The following is a 20,564-nucleotide window of genomic DNA, read 5'->3' as shown; positions in this document are numbered from 1 at the left end:
GAGACTGTCGTCTCACTCCTCGTCTGGTGCATCGGGGAATGCCTGCTGTTTGTAACCACCCCGCAGCGTCCCGCCGATGTACTCCGCCTTGCAGGCCCGACGCGCGATCTTGCCGCTGGAGGTACGCGGAATCGACCCGGCGGGCACGAGGAGGATGTCACGTGCGGTGACACCGTGCCGGGTGGAGATGGCCGCGCGGACCGCGTCCGCGATCGGACCCGGATCGGCCTTGCCCGCACCCGGGCCGCGCTCGGCCACGATCACCAGCTGTTCGCTGGCATCGTCGGCGTCGTAGCTCAGACCGGAGTGGCTGTCCTGCGCGAAGACCTCGGCGGGCAGCTGGTTGGCCGGCACCGCGAAGGCGGCGATGAAACCGGCACGCAGCATGGTCGAGGCCTCCTCGGCGGAGTACTCGAGATCCTGCGGGTAGTGGTTGCGGCCGTCCACGATGACCAGGTCCTTGACGCGGCCGGTGATGTACAGCTCGCCGTCCACGTAGACGCCGTAGTCACCGGTGCGCAGCCAGTTGCCGTCCAGCGGGACGTCGCCGGCGTTGCTGCCCTCGGGCAGGCGGTTGGTGAGGCGGTTCCGGAAGGTCTTCTGGGTCTCCTCGGCGCGGCCCCAGTAGCCGATGCCGATGTTGTTGCCGTGCAACCAGATCTCGCCGACCTGACCCTCGGGGAGCTCACGCGCGCCCTCGGGATCGTCGACGGTCTCCGGGTCCACGATGGCGCCCCACTGCGACAGCGAGACGTAACCACAGGAGACCTGGGCGATGGCGTTCTCGGTGCCCTGCTCGACCTTCACCACGCGACCGGCGTTGAGCTCGGTGCGGTCCACGTAGATGACCTTGGCCTCGTCCTCGTGCCGGGTGGCCGACACGAACAGGGTGGCCTCGGCCATGCCGTAGCACGGCTTGATGGCGGTCTTGGGCAGGCCGTACGGGGCGAACGCCTCGTTGAACTTCTTCATCGAAGTGGTGGTCACCGGCTCGGAGCCGTTGATCAGGCCGAGCACGTTGGACAGGTCCAGCGACTCGCCCGCCTTGGGCAGACCGCGCACGGCGGCGTGCTCGAACGCGAAGTTCGGTGCGGCGGCGAAGGTTCCGGCGCCGTCGGAGACCGCGGCCAGCTCGTTGATCCAGCGCGAGGGGCGGCGCACGAAGGAGGCCGGGGACATGATGGTGATGTACTTGCCGCCCACGGCGGGCAGGATCACCGTCAGCAGACCCATGTCGTGGTAGAGCGGCAGCCAGGTCACACCGCGCGAGTTCTCGTTCAGATCAAGCGCGTTCACCATCTGCAGCACATTGGTGCCGACACCGCGGTGGGTGATCTCGACACCGGCCGGCACGCGGGTGGAGCCGGAGGTGTACTGCAGGTAGGCGATGTCGTCCACGCGGATGTCGGGGCGGATCCAGGACTCACCGACACTATCGGGGATGGCGTCGACCGCGATGATGCGCGGGCGCTGGGCCGCGGGCAGCGCGCGGAAGAACTGCCGCACACCGGCGGCGGAGGAGCTCGCGGTGAGGATCGCCGACGGCGTGCAGTCACCGAGCACGGCGTGCAGCCGGTCGGTGTGGCCCGGCTCGTCCGGATCGAACAGCGGCACCGAGATGGTGCCCGCGTAGATCGCCGCGAAGAAGGAGATGACGTAATCCAGGCCCTGCGGGGCCAGGATCGCGACCCGATCGCCCCGCTTGGTCACCTGCTGCAGTCGGGCGGCCACCGCGCGCAGCCGGGTGCCGAACTGGCTCCAAGTGAGGTCCTGATACTCACCGTCGCGCTCGCGTGAGTAGTCGATGTAGCGGTAGGCAAGGTCGTTCGCGTCATTGCCCGCAGTGTGCATCTCGACGTAGTCGACGAGGGTACGTCCCTCGGGAATCGTGATGTTCCCCGTTTCGTCGAGGTAATCGTCGAAAGTCTCGTCCATTCCTTCTTCTCCTCCGAGGCACACGCGGCATGGAACGGCTGCTTGCCGCTGTTACCTGTGAGGCCCCGACTGTGTTCGCCCGCGGGAGCTCCATGAGAGACAACCTGCAGAATTTCGTTGCGGTCTGCGCGGTGACCGTCTATTGGCTAGATGTTCTCGAGCCAGGGACATGTTACAGAGGAGCGATCCGGCCATGCTTCGGAGCGGCCGAACATCTCCCAGCTCACACCACTGGACTATGGCTTCACCGGCGCGAATGCCTCCAAATGGGTGGGGAGCGCCCCGGATAGGACACAACTAGGACAGGGATGTGAGTTGCCGCACCCACCGGGTCTCGGCAGTGTCGCAACCCGGAGCACTTTACCGGGTGACCCCCAAACTGGGGGGTTGGTCGGTGGGGGTCACCATTCACTCACGTATGCGCTGGGTGCGGGGCGTTTTCGATGAGACCGGAGGCCCAGTTCACCGTCCACTGGGTGGCGGTGGTCCCGTTGTCGTCCACCTGGTAGCCGTTGTACAGGCTGTGGACCGGGTTGCCCGCGGCTTTGACCAGGATGTTCAGGCTGCCGAGGATGTTCCCGGGGTTGAGCGCCTGCCGGGGCGAATCACAGATCAAATCGCCTGCGGCGCAGATGGTGAAGGCCCGGTCGGACAGCTTGCCGAAGCCGCCGCGCGGTCCGGTCATGGTGATGCCCGGCACGTTCAGCCCCCGCAGCGCGATCTCCGCGCCGACGCCCGCCGGGGACGGTCCGATGGCCGTGGCCTCGCCCGGGTCGCCGATATCGCGGCGGCCGTCGGCGATGGTGGTCACACCCAGCACCAGGTCCTCGGGCACCGGGCCCTTGCCCGCGCCGATCTGCGCGGCCACGTCACCCGCGATCACCGCGCCCTGCGAGAAGCCCGCCAGCACGAAGGTGGTGAGCGGGCAGTCGGCGTGGGTCTTGGCCAGCTTCTCCGAAGCCCGCTTGGCGCCCTCGGACCGGCTGTTGTTGTACGACGCCTGCCCGTCCGGCGGAATGGCGACCGGATTCGAGAACTGGGCGACGTAGGGAACGGTGTAGACCTCGAGCCGTTCGTTCGGGAACTTGGCCCGAATCGGGTTGGAGATGTTCAACATCAGCGACGCCGGGTTCGCGGTCGGACTGTAGGGGTCGTCGGTGGCGTTCGACTCCCAGGTGCCCGGAATGGACAGCAGCAGCACATCCGGGCAGGCGGCCGGCTGCGAACTCGGACGGGTGGGTCCCGGCGGCTTGGGGCCGGGCAGCCGCAGCCGGCCGGCCAGCAGGTACCACAGCAGCAGCGCCACCACGACCACGATCACGATCGCGGCGATGGCGAGGAGCAGGCAACCTACGGGCCGGGTCCGGCGTCGTCCGTTTCGGCGTCGTGTCGTCACTTGTTGCAGTAGCTCTTCGTGGCGACGTCGTAGTAGGTCTTACCCGCCTGCTCGACCGACATCTTGGCCGGATCGAAGGCCGGGTCGGAGCCGGCGATGGCGGTCACGTACGTGATGATCTGGTCCTGCGGCGCGTTCTCCGCCTTGCCCTGGCAGACCAGATTCGCCGCGGTGATGGCGATGTCCGAGGAACCCGGGGTGATGCCGGCCTTCTTCAGCTCCTCGAGGAAGCCCTTCTCCTTGTCCGTCAGCGCCGGGGAACCGGGCGGTGTGGTCAGGAACTGGCTCGGGATCGGCTCCGGGCGCTGGGTCGTCCCGCCGTCGGGCGCGGCCGAGGGGGCCTGCTGATCGGCCGACGGCGTGGCGGCACCGGAGGCGGCGGCCGTGGTCTTGGTGGCGCTCAGCGTGGGAGTGCTCTTGGCGGTCGAGTCATTGCTACCGCACGCGGCGAGCAGGCCGGCGGCGGCGAGGGCGGCCACCACGCCGAATACCTTTCCACGGGTTCCGTGCATCTATTCGCTTCCTATTTCTGTCCAAGGGCAAAGGTCGCCCCCAGGCTAGCCGCAACCCGGACGTGGAGCCCGAACCACAGCGGACCCTCATCCGTTTCTTAGGGCCGATTAGGGTCTGTTCGTCGGAAAAGTCTCAGTTGGGACGGACTTCAGGGCCCAGCGCGGGGATGGGTGCCGGGGACGGCGGTTCGGCCGGAGTGGGTTCCGGGGCCGGGACCGGAGCCGCCGCCGGAGCCGGGACCGCGGCCGGAGCCGGAGCGGCCGCCGGGGCCGGTACCGAGGCGGGAGCGGCCGCCGCCGGAGCGGGAGCGGGTGCCGCGGGGGCGGGAGCGGCTGCCGCCGGCACGGGAACCTCGGCCGGGGCCGGAGCCGGGGCGTTCGCGGGAGCCGGAGCCGGAGTGGCGGCCGGAGCCGCCGCCGGAGCCGGGTCGGGCTTGGGCGCCTCGCTGCCGGGGATGGCGATGGGCCGCCCGTCGAAGGTGGCCGCGACGGCGCGGCCGTCGTGGATGGTGATGGTGCCGCCCTGGAAGGTCTGCTGCAGGCCACCCGGGGTCTGGCCCTCGTCGGAGATCGGGAAGCCGAGCGGTCCGTTCTCGAATCCGGTCGCGCCCCAGGCGTCCATGATCTGACCGGTGCGCACACCCCAGGCGCCCGAGAGCGGGCTCCAGTAGATATTGCCGCCCTCGAAGGCGCTGTAGCGGCCGAAGTCGCGCAGCCCCTGCTCACCGCTGGTCGGGAAACCGTAAGGGCCGCTCTCGAATCCGAGCTGGGAGTACTTGCCCAGGATCAGGCCCTGCACCAGATGCGCGCCGGTCTTGGCGGTGAAGTACACCGGACCGTTCTCGAAACTCTGGATCACGCCGTCCTTCTGGGGCGTGCGCGCCTCCTGCCCGTTCGGGTAGCCCGCCGGGCCGTACTCGAAGCCCTGCCGGGCCCATTCGCCGAGGATCGCGCCGCGCACCGCCTGGGCTCCGGTCTGCGGGGTCCAGTAGATGGATCCGTTCTGGAAGTGCTGCACCCGGCCGCGGCCGTCGGGCAGTCCGCCCTCGCCGCCGGTCGGGAAGCCGAGAGCGCCGGTGGCGCCGCCCAGTCCGGCGTAGCTGCCGCCGATCGCGCCCGCGACCGGCTGCGCGCCGGTGCCCTGCGAGAACATCACCCGGCCGCCGCGGAAGTCCTGGCCGACGCCGCCGGTCGTCGGGTATTCGCCGGTGAGGCAGTCGCCGAGCCAGTTGTTTCCCTGCACCACCGGGGCGATCGCGCCACCGGTCCTGCAGTTGGGCGGGGTGGAGTCCACGCCGAGCGCGGCCGCGGTCTGCGGCCAGGCCTGACGCATCTCGAAATCCCAGTACGGCCAGGTGTGGGTGCCGGAGGCGCGGTAGTTCACCGAGACCGGGATGTTCAGCTTGCTGAGTTTGGCCACGAAGTTCTGGGTGCTCAGCCGCGACAGCACTTCGAGCCCGAGGCCCGCGTAGTTGGTGCTGATACCGGGAATGTCGGACAGCGGGTCGGTGGCGCCCGCGACGCCGTTGCCACTGGAGACGTACAGCGCGGTGCCCTTGAGCTTCTCGGCCTGCTCGTAGGGGTCGTGTTCCTTCCAGGCGGCGCTGGTGGGCGGACCGAACATCTTCGACGAGTCGAAGCCGCCCGCGTCGTGCATGGCGAAGTTGACCGCCTGCGGCATGCCCAGCGAGGTCAGGGTGAGGAACCCGGAGTAGGAGGAGGCCGAGCGGACCCAGCCCGGATTGCGCGCGGCCAGCATCATGGCGGCGGTGCCGCCCATCGAGAGGCCCTCCACCGCACGCACATCGGTGGCCCGGAACTGGCTCTCCAGCAGCGGCGGGAGTTCCTTCACCAGGAAGGTCTCCCACTGGTAGTTGTGGCCGTTGTCGGGGGCCAGCCAGTCGGCGTAGAAGCTGGACTGGCCACCGACGGGCAGCACCACCAGGGCGTTCTTGTCGGCGTAGAAGCCGGCCGCGCCCGCGTCCTTGGTCCAGCCGTTCTCGTCGTCGGTCGCGCGCAGGCCGTCGAGCATGTAGACGACCGGGAATTTGGCGTCCGGCTTGGTGTTCCAGTCACGCGGCAGCAAAAGCTGAATCTGGAGGGGGGAACCGGTCGCGGGGGAGTTCACCCACACATCGACCCGGTGGTCGTTCACCCAGTTCATCTTCTGGACCGAGGCCGCCGGAGCCGGGGCCTCGGGGGCGGCGCTTGCCACCCCCGGCACCAAGAAAGTGCCCGCTATCAGCGGAAATACCGCCGCCATGGCGCATGCCATCCTGCGCATGCGCCCTGTTCTGATCCCACGGACAACTCCAGCCACATTAGTGTTGTACCTCCGGAACCTTGTGAGTTCCGGTAGGACACACGCAAATCTGCCGTTCCGCAGCAAACGCCCAGTTGCCGGTCCGTGCCGGGCGTCAAGCCCCCAGCGCGGCCAGGATGTCGGGCCGGGCTTCCGCCAACTGGTCCTGCCAGTAGCCCCAGGAGTGGGTGCCCTGGACCGGCAGGTTGTAGTGCGCGTCGATGCCCAGTTGCTCCATGCGGCCTATGAACGACATGGTGTTCACCATCGACAAGGACTCCAGCGCAACGGCATTCACGGTATTGAACGTTCCGGTCGCCGAGTCCGGATTGTCGTGCGGGCCGAGCACGCCCCAGGAGGCGGAGATGAACAGCGGCAGATTGCGCAGCTGCGGCGCGAATACGAACGGGTCCATGCGCAGCCACTGCGGACTCCACGGCCAGGCCATCGAATCCACATTGAAGCGGCCCGCGTCGAGCATGGCGATCCGGATCGCCTCCCGCATCCCGGGCGCGGAGATGTTCAGATAGCCCGAGAACGAGGACGCGTGTTTGAACTGGTCACGGTGGTAGGCGGCCAGCGCCAGCGCCGCCGAGCCGCCCATGGACAGTCCTGCCACCGCGTTGTTGGTGCGGGAGACGCCGTAGCCCTCGAGGAACGCCGGCAGCTCCTCGGTCAGGAAGGTCTCCCACTTGTAGGTGAGCTTCTGACCGTTGGTCGAGGAGGGCGCGCGCCAGTCGGTGTAGAAGCTGGACTGGCCGCCGACCGGCATCACCAGGGTGACGTTGTCCTCGGCGAACTGTTTCAAGGCATCCGTCTCGAAAGTCCAGGCATTGAAGTCATTTCGGGCACGCAGCCCGTCGAGCAGGTACAGCGCGGCGTTGCCGCCGTGCCGCGCCCACTGCACCTGAACCTTGATCGGACCCATGCTCGAGGGGACGTACAGCTCCTCGAATCCGCCCTCGGGGGTGCGATGCACCGGGTGCGTGGGCATGGCGGCCGCGGGCCCGGCCAACGCCGGGACCGCGGCCACCGACAGGGCCGTGACCAGGGCGCGCCGCCAGAACCTTCGGACGCGAGCGCGCGTGGTGAGCCGAACCGAACCGTGCTGTGGGCATGACGAAGCGCCCTGTACTGCCATAGAGATCGATCTCCTGAACCGCAGGGGGGAACCACACCGACGTGACGGGAGTCACGGACAACGGTGCACTCTACAGACGGCTCGGAGGTAACCGGCGGGTATCCCGTTCAGCAGGCGCGTGTTTCGATCACCGCTCCACACCGAGCGCGGCCGCGGCCTGCGGCCAGGACTGTCGCATCTCGAAATCCCAGTACGGCCAGGCGTGCGTGCCGGCCGCCCGGTAGTTCACCGAGACCGGAATGCTCAATTTGTCGAGTTTCGCGGCGAATTGCCGGGATGACATGCGCGCCAGGATTTCCAGCGCCGTACCGGACCAGTCGGTACTCACTCCGGGGATCGTCGCACCACCCCGGACACCCCCGGACCCACTGCCGCTGGAGATGTAGAGGCTGACGCCCTTGAGCCGTTCGGCCAATTCGTAGGGATCGTGCGCGGACCACTCCGCGGCGCCCGGCGGCCCCCACATGAAGTCGGCGTTGTTCTCCCCCGCCGCCCGCTGCGCGAGCTGGATCGCCTGCGGCATACCGATAGTCGTGGCCGTGAGCAGACCGGAGAACGAGGCCGCGAAACGCGCGAAGCCCTTGTTCCGCGCGGCCAGCGTCATGGCGGCCGCACCACCCATCGACAGTCCCGCGATGCCGCGCACATCGGTGGTGCGCCAGTCGCGTTCGAGCAGCGGCGGTAATTCCTTGGTGAGGAACGTTTCCCACCGATTTGCCTTACCCTCCGAAGCCTGTCTCCAGTCGGTGTAGTAGCTCGCCGCGCCACCGACGGGCAGGGCGACCACCACGTTCTTGTCAGCGTAGAACGACTGCGCCCCAGCCTCTTTCGTCCAGCCGCTCTCCTGATCGCTGGCCCGCGTCCCGTCCAGCAGGAACAGCACCGGGAACTTGGCGGCGGGCCGGGCGTCCCAATCGCGCGGCAGCAGCAGCTGCACCTGCACGCGGTCGCGCATGGCGGGCGAATCCACCCACAGCGCAACACGTCTCGCCCCCAGCGGGGTGACCTGACTGATGACGGGCGCCGCGGCGGGCGCGGGATCCGCCGCGGCCGGAGCGCCGGTGAGCACTATCGCGACGGCCGCCGCGATAGCGACCGTCCCCCTGATCCGGCACGAGCGCCGTCGTCGCGATACCACCTGTGCCACATTAGCTTTCGAACCCGTCCGGGAAACGGCGAATGCCGGCCACCCCAGGGGGTGACCGGCATTCGGGCTATCGGAAGATCAGATCGCGTGCAGCGCCTGCAGGATGCCGATGCGGGACTTCCACAGCTCGGCCTCCCAGTACTTCCAGGAGTGGGTGCCGGTGGCCGGGAAGTCGAAGTCCGCCGGGATGCCCAGCTGCGCCAGGCGGGCCTGGAACGAGCGGGTGTTGAGCAGGCAGACCGCCTCGATGCCCATACCGACGCCGGTGTCGAACACCGCGCCGACATTGGCCGGCCGGTCGAACTCACCGGGCAGCGCGCCACCGGCCGAGATACGCATCGGCAGGCCACGCAGCTGCGGGGCGAACACGAACGGGTCCATGCGCAGCCACTGCGGGCTCCACGGCGGCGCCATCGAGTCGATGTTGTAGGCGCCCCAGCGCAGGACGGCCACGCGCAGGGCCTCCCGCATACCGGGCGCGGAGACGTTCAGCGCGCCGGAGTACGAGCCGGCCCACTTGAACTGGTCGCGGTGGAAGGCGGCCAGCGCGAGCGCGGCGCCACCGCTCATCGACAGACCGACGACCGCGTTGTTGGTGCGGGAGACGCCGTAGCCCTCGAGGAAGGCGGGCAGCTCCTTGGTCAGGAAGGTCTCCCACTTGTAGGTGAACTTCTGGCCGTTGGTGTTACTCGGGGCCAGCCAGTCGGTGTAGAAGCTCGACTGACCACCGACCGGCATCACCAGGGTGATGTCGTCGTTCGAGAACTGCTGGTTGGCGTTGGTCTCGAAGCTCCACGCGTTGCGGTCGTCACGCGCGGCCATGCCGTCGAGCATGTAGAGCGCGCCGTTGCCGCCGTTGCGGGCCCACTGGACCTGGACCTTGATCGGGCCCATGCTCGAGGGAACCATCAGGTCCTCGGTGGCGCCCGGGTTCATCCGGTGGGTGATGCCATGAGCGGGCAGGGCCTGCGCCGGAGCGCCGCCCACCACCACCGGCAGTGCGAGAGCGGCGACCGATGCGACCAGCGTCCGCCTCATCCATGTACCCGCACCGCGTGTCGGACGCGCCGCAGTACTCCCCCCGTTCCTGCCGAACCTCATGAATCCTGCTTTCTTTTACTCCGGCTACTTCGCTGCTGACGGCCAACCCGCCCCATGAGTGCAGCCGACATCGGCCGCGACATCACCGGACAGCGAGATCCCCGACAACCTCATCAGATTGGTTCCGCGTGACAATATGTCACGGAGCCCACTCTCGGCAACAGGACCGAATGATCTTTCGGCACAATGAGAAACACGCCGACTCGCGAGTGTCGCGGCACTGACGGGAACCGCATCCGACGCGTACACGAACTCGCATTTCGCCTATGCACAAACAGCGATTCAGCACCAGTGACTTGTGTCACTCACCCGTCTATTCGCCATTCCTATGACAACAGCTCAGCCGGTAATCGGCAGCCTCCAATCCAGCTGGCCGGCAATGTCTCCGATGCACGGGCAATGCCTCGCACACGCTCCGACCAGGCACAACAAAACAGCGGCATGAGACTCGGTCTCATGCCGCTGATCGAACATCGGGCGAACTCGTGTCGAACCGTGTTGCGGTGGCGCGGATTTCGGACGTCAGCCGATATTCGCCGACATGTCCGGAATCATCCGGTACGCGTCTTCCTGCCAGTTGGTCCAGGCGTGCAGCCCGGCGGGCGGGAAGTCGTAGACCACGTTGCCCGCGCCCAGCGTCATCATGCGGACCTGGAACGCGCGGGTATTGGCCAGCGCCAACGCCTCCAGCGGGGTGCCTCGAACGATGCGGTCTGCGGCCGCGCCGAACGGAATGTTCAGGTCCTGCTGCATCGGCAGGCCGCTGCCGGCCGAGACCCAGACGCGAGTGTTGTTCGCGATCAGGGTGGGCGCGAAGACGAACGGATCCATGCGCAACCACTGCGGGCCCCACGGCGGTGCCATGCAGTCGACGTTGTAACCGCCGGCGTCGATCATGGCCGCGCGAATGCCCTCGCGCATACCCGGCGCGGAAATGTTCAGATAACCGGAGAATGATCCGGCGAAACTGAATTGGTCGGGGTGGTACGCCGACAGCGTGAGCGCGGCACTGCCGCCCATCGACAATCCGAACACGCCATTGCGATTCGGATTGAAGCCCAGGCGATCCCGCAATCCCCAGCGCAGCTGATTGGTGAGCAGCGATTCCCAGGTGTAGCGGTAGCTCTTGCCCTCACCGCTGCCCAGCGCCTCGGTCATGCCGGATCCGGAATTCCGCGCGGACGAGCCGCTGCCGGGTGCGAGGCCGAAGAAGGAACTGGGCGAATCCCAGTCCGCGTAGAAGCTGGACTGGCCGCCGACCGGCATCACCACATTGATGTTCCAGCTCTGCAGGACCTCGGCGACATTGGTGTTGATCTCCCAGCCGTTCAGGTCGCCCTGGGCGCGTTCGCCGTCGAGCACGTAGACGACGCGGTTGGTATTCCCGTCGGCGGCTGGGAAGATCCGCGACTTGATCGGGCCCATCTCGGGAGAATCGACCCAGAAGTCGAATCCCGAGGGATTGAAACCGGCTGATGCGGGCGGGGAGACGACCACCCCGGCGCCTAGTGGCAGCAACATCGCCGTTGCGATACCCAGCACAGTTCGTTTGAAGCCACGCACCCGCATCGACCCAGCCTCTCATCGGAGCACAGACGATCCAGCAGAACGATCTTCTCTTCGGAACCGCTCAAGTATCGGACGTCCGCGTCGGCGTGTCGGGCGTGTCGACGCACGAGTCCCCCGGGCGAGTCCAGATCTTGACCTACGCCCGGGGGACTTGACGCGCTGAAGCGCGGTGTTCTAGCCGATGTTGTTGGAGAGGTCCGGGAGCATCCGGTAGACCTCGGCCTCCCAGTTCCGCCAGTTGTGCACACCGCTGGCCGGGAAGTCGTAGGTGACGTTCTGCGCGCCCAGGGTGGCCATCCGGACCTGGAAGGCCCGGGTGTTGGCGAGCGCGAGCGCCTCCAGCGGCATGCCCTGGATGACCGACATGACGCCGGAGACGTCACCGGCGGCCGGGATGGCGCTGGCGGCGGAGATCCACAGGCGGGTGTTGTTGGCGATCAGGCGCGGCGCGAACACGAACGGGTCCATGCGCAGCCACTGCTGACCCCACGGCGGGGCCATCGAGTCCACGTTGTAGCCGCCGGCGTCGATCATGGCGACGCGGATGGCCTCACGCATGCCCGGCGCGGAGACGTTCAGGTAGCCCGAGAACGAGCCCGCGTAGCTGAACTGGTCCGGGTGGTAGGCGGCCAGGGTCAGCGCGCCCGAACCACCCATGGACAGGCCGAACACGCCGTTGCGGTTGGGGTTGAAGCCCAGCCGGTCGCGCAGCGCGTTACGGAGGTCCTGGGTGATGAAGGTTTCCCAGGTGTAGCGGTAGCTCTTGCCCGGGCCGCCGGCGAACAGGCCGAACGCGCCGGAACCCGACTGCGAGCCCGAGGCGGAGCCCGAGGAGGAACCGGCCGAGCCGCTGCCGCCGCCGATGCCGAGGATGGAGCTGGGCTCGGCCCAGTCGGCGTAGAAGCTGGACTCGCCGCCGACCGGCATGACCACGTTGATGTTCGCGGCGGTCAGCGCGCGGACGACGTCGGTGTCGTTCTCCCAGCCGTTGAGGATCTGGGTGGCACGCATACCGTCGAGGGCGTAGACGACGCGGGCAGTGTTGCCGTCAGCCGCGCGGAACACGCGGGTCTTGACCGGGCCCATGCTGGCCGAGTCGACCCAGAAGTCGAACCCGGAGGGGTTGAAGGCCGCGTGCGCGATCCCGCCGACCCCGGCCACCGTCGCACCCAGGGGAACCATGAGGGCCGCGGCGAGCCCGAGTGCCGATCGTTTCAACCATCCGCCGCCCATTGATGGACGTCTAACCCACTCGCCTCGCATGCCTTCGTCCGGCCTTTCGTGTCCTGTTCATATCCGTGCAATTCCCGCCGGTCCGTCATCTCCCGGCGGAAGGTCTCGGGGAGCCTATCGTGCGTTGGAGAGGTGTTCGTTATCGGTTCGTGACAGAAGTGACCGGCGCCACTATTCGGCGGAAACGTGCCCTGAGCTGCTCATTGATACAGGACTCGAGACAAAGGGACGTATGTCAGCCGATATGAGAGGACAAATCCGGCAACTGCTTGATGAGTTGCGGCTCCCAGGTATGCCAGTTGTGGATGCCGGTGGGCGGGAAGTCGTAGGCGACATTTCCGAGACCGACAACGGCCAAGCGGGCCTGGAACATCCGAGTGCTCGCCAGCGCCACCGCCTCGATGCCCATGCCTTCCTTGGTGGCCATCGCGGAGATGTCACCGCCGCCCGGAATGGCGCTCGCCGCGGAGATCCACAGCCGGGTGTTGTTGGCCTTCAACCGCGTTGCGAACACGGCCGGGTCGAGGTGCTGCCACTTGGACTCCGACGAAGCCAGGGCATCCACGTTGTAACCACCGCAGTCCAGCATCGCGGCGCGGATCGCCGCCCGCATGCCGGGCGTGCTCATATTCGGCACACCCGAATTCGAACTGGCGTAACTGAACTGGTCGGGATGGAAGGCCGCCAGCATGAGCGCGGCGCTGCCGCTCATGGATACGCCGACCACGCCGTTGCGGTTCGGGCTGAAGCCCAGCCGATCCCGCAGCGCGTTGCGCAGGTCGCTGGTGACGAAGGTTTCCCACTTGTAGGTGTAAGACTTGCCCGGACCACCCGAGAACACCGACGAGGCGCCGGAACCGGTCACGTCGCCCGGCGCGGTGCCGGGCTTCATGCCCAGGAAGGTGCTGGGCTGGGTCCAGTCGGCGTAGAAGCTGGACGCGCCGCCGACCGGCATCACCACATTGATATTGGCGTCCATCAACGCCTGGGCGACATTGGTCTCGATCTCCCAGCCGTTCAGGTCCTCGCGGGCACGCATGCCGTCGAGCAGGTAGACCACGCGATTGGTATTGCCGTCATTGGCGCGGAAGACGCGCGACTTGATCGGGCCCATCGCGGAATCCACGTAGAAATCGAAACCGGCCGGATTCAGAGCCGCCTGCGCGGTGCCGCCGGTGCCGGCGACCGATGCCCCGAACGGCAGCATCAGCGCCATGGCCAGGCCGAATGTCGCCCTCTTGAACCACGCTCGCCGCGGTCGAGTTCCCCGTTTCCCACCCACAGTGGCAGCGCTAGGCATCGTGTTGTTCCGGCCCTTCCAAACTCATGACATCCGCTGTGACACATAGGAAGAGATCACCCGCAGCGGCCTGCCGAGTAGCGTATCGCGGAAACCCCCACCAGGCGTTACCTAATTGAGACAGAATTTCAAATTTCATCTTCAGTTCGTGACAAAACGCCCAAATCAATTGGAGTACTGCGCACAGCAGCCCCGTATCCGCGATGGATACGGGGCTGCTGTGCTGTCCGGTTACTTCGGCGGCTCGGTCGGATCGACCAATCCGCAGCGCTGAATCTCGTACTTCGGGACCCGATCGATCCGGTACTTGGCGAAATCGAGCGACTGCACCAGGTTGTGCCGCCAGCGGTCGAAGGTCAGCGGCGCGCGCACCGAGGCCAGCATGTCCTGGGTGGCCGGGCAGGACAACGCGGTCCGCGCCTGCGTGGTCCACTTCTCGTCCAGGAACCACGGCATCCACGGGTGCTTGTCCACCATGCCGGCGTCCACGACCACCCAGTCGGAGTAGAGGTTCTTGTCGTGGCCGATGCGGCCGTCGGTCAGTCGATCGGTGTGCGAGGCAAGCGGATACGCCAGGCCCATCTGATCGATGACGCGTACCTCCAGCGGGACGTTCATGCTGGTCATGCCGAGATTCAGGAAGAACACCACGTGTTCCTGATTGCCCTCGGGGACCGGTGCGGGCACCAGGTACCAGTTCGTGAACGAGGGCGAGCTGAGCAGCAGCGCGCCGTCCTTCGAATTCTCGATGTCCCGGACCATGGCGCGGATGCGCGGATAGTCCAGGTAGTCCTCGGCGCGGATCGGGTGGTCGTGGCCGGTGTTGAGCACGTAGTAGATGCGCTCGTCCACGATGCCGTTGGCCCGGATCTTGGTGCCGGTGGTGATCGCCGTGGTGTCGGCCGCGAACAGCGCCCACCCCGTGGTTCCGGCGAACGCGGCCAGCACGACCACGAAAGCCCAGTCCAGTCGGCGCATTCCGGTCTCGCCCGCCGCCATCGTGCGCGGCAGCCGCAGCGGCAGCACCGCGACGGGCAGGATCAGGCAGAACACCTGCGGCAGCAGCATGCGGCCGTGCATGAAGTCGCCGCCGACCCGGATCTCGTAGACGGTGAGCACGAATCCGCTGCCCAGCATGAGCGCGACCACCGCGGCGGGGGTCCGCAGCCAGTGGCTGAAACTGTCAATTCGCCCGCGCCATCCGGGTTTCCGGGATTCGCCCGCGTGATAGGAACCGGAGAGATGGTCGCGGCGCTGCCGCCCGACCACCACACCGGCCACCAGCAGCACCAGCAGCGGCAACCACAGCCAGTACGGCCCGACCAGATCCCACAGATAGACCAGGCCCTGGCCCCACTTCGCGCCGCCGGCGTCCTTGGCCACCGCGGTGTTCGGGTAGGGCAGGGCGTAGTAGCCCATCCGCCAGATCTGGTACGCCACGGGCAGCAGACCCGCGACCGCCACGATCAGCACCCGGAACAGCCAGGGCCGCAAGCGGGTCTCCGGCGCCGGGGCGCAGAACAGCATGAGCAGCGCGAGCGCGCCGACCAGTGTCATCTCCGGGCGGATCAGCGGGGCCAATCCGGCGAAGAAGACGAGCGCGAGAAAGCCCGCAGGGCGCACCTTCTCGGCCTGGGACCAGCGCACCATTCCCCACCAGAGCACCGCCAGCCAGAAGATGACGAGGCAGGACTCCAGTCCGGAGGTGGCGTAGTCGCGAGCCGGGGGCAGGGCGATGTAGACCAGCACGCCCGCCGGAAGCAGCAGCGCGGAACCCGTTCCGCCCCACAGCCGGGCGGTGCCGAGCATCGCGAACACGATGGCCAGCACCGACAGCGTGAGCGCGATCCCGAGCACCACGTATTCCAGCCGGGCCTGGGTCAGCCAGCTGAAGAAGTAAACGATGTAGGTCCAGGCCGTGCTGGTATTGGCCTCTACGCGTTCGTCGACATTGAAGACCGGACCGTTGCCCGCCAGCAGGTTTCGCACCGTGCGGAGAACGATCAGGCCGTCGTCGGCGATCCAGCGCCGCTGCCACGCACCGGCCGCGAACAGTGTCGCGGTCAGTGCGATCCCACCGATGAACGTGGCTCGGGATAGTCGCGAGGCACCGCGCGCGGAGTCATCCGCACGCCGACGGGCGCGACCGACCGGCAATTGTGCCGTCGGCGCGCCCGTCTCTCGCTCTTCTCCCTCTACCACGTCAGGTGAGATAGACAGCGACACCCAGAGCTCCCGTCAAGACGACTGCGAGGAACTGGAGGACCCGGTCCCCCAGGACGATCTCTTCCGGCTCACCCGCTTCGCCGCCGTCGACGTCCACCGCGTACCGCATGATGGCGATGACGAACGGAATCATGGAGATGGCGAACCAGATGGTGTCCTTGGCGCGATCCTGCTCGAACGCCCACAGACCGTAGAACACGACCACCGCGGTGGCCGACAGGGTCCACACGAAACGCAGGTAGGTCGGTGTGTAGTACTCCAGCGACTTGCGGATCTTCGCGCCGGTGTCGAGCGCGTACTTCAGTTCGGCGTAGCGCTTTCCGGCCGCCATGAACAGCGAACCGAACGCCATGATCAGCAGGAACCACTGCGACAGACGGATATCCGAGGACACGCCACCGGCGACCGCGCGCAGCACGAAGCCCGACGACACGATGCAGATGTCCAGCACCGCCTGGTGCTTGAGGCCGAAGCAGTAGGCCAGCTGGATGCTGACGTAGACCGCCATCACCACGGCCAGATGCCAATTCGCGGCGAACGACAGCAGGATCGAGCCGACCAGCAACACCGCCGAGAGCGCGTAGGCCAGGTTCACCGGCACCACGCCGGCCGCGATGGGCCGGAAACGCTTGGTCGGGTGGGCGCGGTCGGCTTCCACGTCGAGCGCGTCGTTGACCAGGTAGATGCCCGACGCCGCCATGCAGAACACCACGAACGCCAGGGCCACGTGCCCGAGCACCGACACATCGCTGATCACCAGATCGCCCGCGGCGGTCTTGCCGGCAGCCAGCGGCGCGGCCAGGACCAGCACGTTCTTGATCCACTGGCGCGGGCGCATGGCCTTGATCAAGCCGCCGCCCAACGTCTTCGGCGGTCCCTTGACGACCGCCTCTGCTAGGTCGGTGCTGGTCGGCTCTTCGCTCATGTCAACGATGGCTTCTTCCTGGGCGGTCACTTCGCGAGTCTCTTTTCGGCGGCGAGCACGGCGGCGGCTGATGCTGCGCCCAGCGCGGAACCCGCCAGCACGTCGGAGGGGTAATGCACACCGAGGACCACCCGCGAGAGCAGCATCGGCGGGACGAGCACCGCAGGCAAGGGTAGCCCGGTCAGTCGGCCGAGCAACACAGCCGCCGCCGTGGTCGAAGTGGCGTGCGAGGACGGGAAGCTGAGCTTCGACGGCGTCGACACGTTGACCTGCACGGACGGATGGTTCGGGCGGGGGCGCCGGACCACGCGCTTGATCACGACCGACGCGGCGTGCGCGCCGAACGCGCCGACCGCGACCCCGGCCCACTGGCGACGGCGCGGCTTGTCGACCAGCGCGCCGACCGCGGCGATGCCGATCCAGCCCAGCGAGTGCTCACCGAAGTGGGACATGCCGCGGGCGGCCTTCACGACCGCCGGGTTCTGCCCGATGGTGCCCTGCACCAGGTTGAGAATCTTGACCTCGGCCGGGGACGCGGCCGGAGTCGCCGGCGCGTCCGGGACCGCGTGCAGTCCGCGGTCCACGCCGGAAGCTGGCTGTGCAGCCGTCATTTGGGCTCATTCCTCGTCTGGGCGGCGGAAGCGTCGATACCGAAGACGTTCTCCCACGCGGCCTGGCTGGTGAGATGCGCGTGCGCGCGACGATACTGCTCGCGCACCTCCGGGAAGCGCTCGGCCAGCTCCTTGCGCAGGCGCATGGCCTCGGTGAACAGCTCCTTGGCCTTGCGCGGATCCCGCTTACGGTAGACCACACCGCGGCCGTCGGCGGTGGTGACGGTGACTCCGTCGACCTGCGAGAGCAGGAACCAGCGCGCGTCCAGGGTCGGCACGTTCAGCTGCGGGGTGTCGTGATGCTTCGGGTTGGCCTTGCGGAAGTTGTGCAGCACGCCCTTGCCGAGGCGCACCACCTTGGCGATCGGGTTGCCCGGCTCGCCGACCGCGCCGACCTCGGCGCGCGAGGCCAGGGGCAGTTCGGTGGAGGACGGCACCACGACCGCGTCCGGGTATTCCTTGCGCATGGCGTGCACCTTGCCCAGCGCGGTCGGCAGCAGCTCGAACAGCTTCTCCGGTCCGGCGAGGTAGTCGCGGATCGCCTCGTTCTGGATGGCGACCGTCGAATACTCCAGGCACAGCAGGTGTTTCAGCGTGGCCTTGACGGTGTTGACCACCATCGGGCGGCCGTCGTTGGGCAGGTGCAGCGAGGCGACCACCAGGCGGTTGCGCAGGTGGAAGTAGGCTTGCCAGTCGATGGCGTCGTCCTTGTCGGACCAGGCCATGTGCCACACCGCGGCGCCCGGCAGGGTGACCGTCGGGTAGCCGTGTTCCCTTGCGCGCAAACCGTATTCGGCGTCGTCCCACTTGAGGAACAGCGGCAGCGGCTGCCCGATCTCCTCGGCGACCCGGCGCGGGATGACGCAGGTCCACCAGCCGTTGAAGTCGACGTCGATGCGCCGGTGCAGCAGCTTGGAGTTGTCGCGGTCGCGCAGCGGGTTCTTGGCGAAGTCGTGGTCGTACTCGACATTGGGGGCCGCGGTCCACATGAAGATGGAGCGGTCCACCACCTCGCCCATCACGTGCAGGTGCGAGCGCTCCTGCAGGTTGAGCATCTGGCCGCCGGTCAGGATGGGCGACTTGGCGAAACGCGAGAAGGCCAGGGCCCGCAGGATGCAGTCCGGCTCGATCTCGATGTCGTCGTCCATATAGACGATGTACTCGGCGTCGGTGGTCTTGAGCGCCTCGTACATGACGCGGCTGTAGCCGCCGGAACCGCCGAGGTTGGGCTGGTCGTGGATGGCGAGGCGACCGGCCAGGCGGGCCGCGGCCTCGCTGAAGCCGGGCTCGTCCACGACCTTCCTGGTGCCCTGGTCGGGGATGATGACGGCCTTGATCTTCTCCAGCACCAGCGGGTCGGAGCCCAGCGCGGTCAGCGTCTTGACCGCGTCGGTGGGGCGGTTGAAGGTCGGCATGCCGACGGCGATGCTGCCCTCACCCGGCGCCTCGATGGGCGCGTACCAGCCGCCGCTGCGCATTTCGACGTGGCTGTCGGTGGTGATGTCGAACCAGATCCAGCCGCCGTCCTCGAACGGGCCCAGATCCACCTCGAACTCGACGAAGTCCGCGGCGGCCGCGCCCTCGCCCGGCGTGCTGAACTCATTGCCCTGCACGTGGATTCGGGAGCCGTCGGCCTTCGAGCGGTAGACGTCGACGCGGCCGTGGCCGGACAGTTCCAGACGCAACACGACCGACTTCAGCACGCTCCAGCGCCGCCAGTAGCTGGCCGGAACCGCGTTGAAGTAGGTGCAGAACGACACCTCCGACTCCGCGCCGATGGCCAGCGCGGTGCGCGTGATGGCGTGCGCGCGACGGGAATTGGTGTCGGATTCCTCGAGGTACAGCTTGCGGACGTCCAGCGGTTCACCCGGCCGGGGCAGGATGATGCGCTGGAGCAGGGATACGGCGCGAGTCTCGGTGCTCATGTCTTCCCGCGTGAGTTGGGCGGTCATCAGGCCTCGTCCACCAGCGGCGCGCCGGATTCCAGGTGCGGGCGCAGCACGTTGTCGAACATGCTGAGCGCGGCGCCGATGGCCATGTGCATATCCAGGTACTGGTAGGTGCCCAGACGGCCGCCGAACAGCACCTTCGCCGACGCGGTCTCGGCCTTGGCGCGCTCGCGGTAGGCCAGCAGCTTGGCGCGGTCGTCGGGGGTGTTGATGGGGTAGTACGGTTCGTCGCCGGTCTGGGCGAAGCGCGAGAACTCGCGCATGATGACCGTCTTGTCGGCCGGGTAGTCGCGCTCGGGGTGGAAGTGGCGCGGCTCGATGATGCGGGTGAAGGGGACGTCCGCGTCGTTGTAGTTCATCACCGAAGTGCCCTGGAAGTCACCGGTTTCGAGCACCTCGGTCTCGAAATCGATGGTGCGCCATCCGAGTTCGCCTTCGGCGTAGTCGAAGTAGGCGTCCAGCGGGCCGGTGTAGACGACCGGGGCGTCCGGGTTCTGGGCGCGGATCTCGTCGCGCACGTCGAACCATTCGGTGTCGACACGGACCTCGATGAGGTCGTTCTCGGCCATCTTCGACAGCCACGCGGTGTAGCCGTTCTTCGGCAGGCCCTCGTAGTCGTCGTTGAAGTAGCGGTTGTCGAAGGTGTAGCGGACCGGCAGGCGGGTGATGTTCCCGGCCGGGAGCTCCTTCGGGTCGGTCTGCCACTGCTTGGCGGTGTAGTCACGGATGAATGCCTCGTAGAGCGGGCGGCCGATCAGGGAGATGGCCTTCTCTTCGAGGTTGGAGGCGTCCTTGGTCTCGATCTCCGCGGACTGCTCGGCGATCAGCGCGCGCGCCTCGTCGGGCGTGAAGTAGCGGCCGAAGAACTGCGAGAGCAGACCCAGGCCCATGGGGAACTGGTACGCCTGGCCCTTGTGCTTGGCGAAGACGCGGTGCTGGTACCCGGTGAACTCGGTGAACTGGTTCACGTAGTCCCACACCCGCTTGTTGGAGGTGTGGAAGAGGTGGGCGCCGTACTTGTGGATTTCGATGCCGGTTTCGGGATCCGCCTCCGAGTACGCGTTGCCACCCAAGTGGTAGCGGCGTTCAACCACCAGAACCCGCTTTCCGAGCAGGTTGGCGGTGCGTTCGGCGATGGTCAGCCCGAAGAAGCCGGAGCCGACAACGATCAGATCGAAGGGGGATGCGACGGTCACGGTCGCCCAGACTACCGGCAC

14 protein-coding genes and 1 pseudogene are annotated in these 20,564 nt (G+C 67.4%); all 15 read right to left on the bottom strand.

Annotated elements, in window-relative coordinates; translation table 11 throughout:
* Window positions 1-12: 12 nt before the first annotated feature.
* The 15 genes and pseudogenes from fadD32 to glf all read right to left on the bottom strand — a co-directional run bounded on the left by fadD32 (window position 13) and on the right by glf (window position 20,543).
* A complete protein-coding gene (fadD32, locus tag ACQP06_RS00765; protein ID WP_433592407.1) occupies window positions 13-1,935 on the bottom strand; it encodes a long-chain-fatty-acid--AMP ligase FadD32 in 1,923 nt (640 codons plus the stop codon).
* Between the two features lie 412 nt (window positions 1,936-2,347).
* Entirely contained in the window at window positions 2,348-3,331 is a 984-nt protein-coding gene (locus tag ACQP06_RS00760) for a cutinase family protein (RefSeq protein ID WP_433592406.1), read from the bottom strand.
* Window positions 3,328-3,843: a DUF732 domain-containing protein gene (locus ACQP06_RS00755; RefSeq protein ID WP_433669727.1), complete on the bottom strand. Its 516-nt coding sequence runs from the start codon at window positions 3,841-3,843 to the stop codon at window positions 3,328-3,330. Before ACQP06_RS00755 ends, ACQP06_RS00760 begins: the two co-directional genes overlap by 4 nt.
* Before the next feature lie 490 nt (window positions 3,844-4,333).
* Window positions 4,334-6,118: pseudogene (locus ACQP06_RS00750) on the bottom strand (alpha/beta hydrolase-fold protein); the annotation flags it as partial.
* A gap of 142 nt (window positions 6,119-6,260) precedes the next feature.
* The gene (locus ACQP06_RS00745) at window positions 6,261-7,286 is read right to left on the bottom strand and encodes an alpha/beta hydrolase (RefSeq protein WP_433669726.1); all 1,026 of its coding nucleotides are present in this window, start codon (window positions 7,284-7,286) and stop codon (window positions 6,261-6,263) included.
* Window positions 7,287-7,413: 127 nt separating this feature from the next.
* Window positions 7,414-8,424 (bottom strand): alpha/beta hydrolase, encoded by a 1,011-nt coding sequence (locus tag ACQP06_RS00740; RefSeq protein ID WP_433669725.1) that lies wholly within the window; start codon window positions 8,422-8,424, stop codon window positions 7,414-7,416.
* A gap of 87 nt (window positions 8,425-8,511) precedes the next feature.
* Window positions 8,512-9,471, bottom strand: coding sequence for an alpha/beta hydrolase (locus ACQP06_RS00735; RefSeq protein WP_357275140.1), 960 nt, complete (start codon window positions 9,469-9,471; stop codon window positions 8,512-8,514).
* Window positions 9,472-10,056: 585 nt separating this feature from the next.
* Complete coding sequence (locus ACQP06_RS00730; protein ID WP_433669723.1) at window positions 10,057-11,103, bottom strand: alpha/beta hydrolase; 1,047 nt, start codon at window positions 11,101-11,103, stop codon at window positions 10,057-10,059.
* A gap of 174 nt (window positions 11,104-11,277) precedes the next feature.
* Window positions 11,278-12,366, bottom strand: a complete 1,089-nt coding sequence (locus ACQP06_RS00725; protein ID WP_433669721.1) for an alpha/beta hydrolase — start codon at window positions 12,364-12,366, stop codon at window positions 11,278-11,280.
* A gap of 205 nt (window positions 12,367-12,571) precedes the next feature.
* Window positions 12,572-13,636: an alpha/beta hydrolase gene (locus ACQP06_RS00720; RefSeq protein ID WP_433669720.1), complete on the bottom strand. Its 1,065-nt coding sequence runs from the start codon at window positions 13,634-13,636 to the stop codon at window positions 12,572-12,574.
* A gap of 231 nt (window positions 13,637-13,867) precedes the next feature.
* Complete coding sequence (gene zomB / locus ACQP06_RS00715) at window positions 13,868-15,793, bottom strand: flagellar motor control protein ZomB (RefSeq protein WP_433673538.1); 1,926 nt, start codon at window positions 15,791-15,793, stop codon at window positions 13,868-13,870.
* Window positions 15,794-15,839: 46 nt separating this feature from the next.
* Window positions 15,840-16,787 carry a decaprenyl-phosphate phosphoribosyltransferase gene (locus ACQP06_RS00710; protein ID WP_433669718.1) on the bottom strand — a complete coding sequence of 316 codons (948 nt, stop codon included), beginning with the start codon at window positions 16,785-16,787 and terminating at the stop codon, window positions 15,840-15,842.
* 26 nt (window positions 16,788-16,813) lie between these two features.
* Window positions 16,814-17,398 (bottom strand): phosphatase PAP2 family protein, encoded by a 585-nt coding sequence (locus tag ACQP06_RS00705; RefSeq protein WP_357088192.1) that lies wholly within the window; start codon window positions 17,396-17,398, stop codon window positions 16,814-16,816.
* On the bottom strand, window positions 17,395-19,350 hold the full coding sequence (locus ACQP06_RS00700; RefSeq protein ID WP_433669716.1) for a glycosyltransferase: 1,956 nt from the start codon (window positions 19,348-19,350) through the stop codon (window positions 17,395-17,397). The genes ACQP06_RS00705 and ACQP06_RS00700 overlap by 4 nt, the downstream gene beginning before the upstream one ends.
* Entirely contained in the window at window positions 19,350-20,543 is a 1,194-nt protein-coding gene (gene glf, locus ACQP06_RS00695) for a UDP-galactopyranose mutase (RefSeq protein WP_433669714.1), read from the bottom strand. Before glf ends, ACQP06_RS00700 begins: the two co-directional genes overlap by 1 nt.
* Between the last annotated feature and the right edge of the window lie 21 nt (window positions 20,544-20,564).

It is taken from the genome of Nocardia sp. CA-136227 (assembly GCF_050955695.1).
GTDB lineage: Bacteria > Actinomycetota > Actinomycetes > Mycobacteriales > Mycobacteriaceae > Nocardia.
The sequence above is the reverse complement of the archived record's forward strand: the minus strand, read 5'-3'. Positions and strand labels throughout refer to the sequence as shown.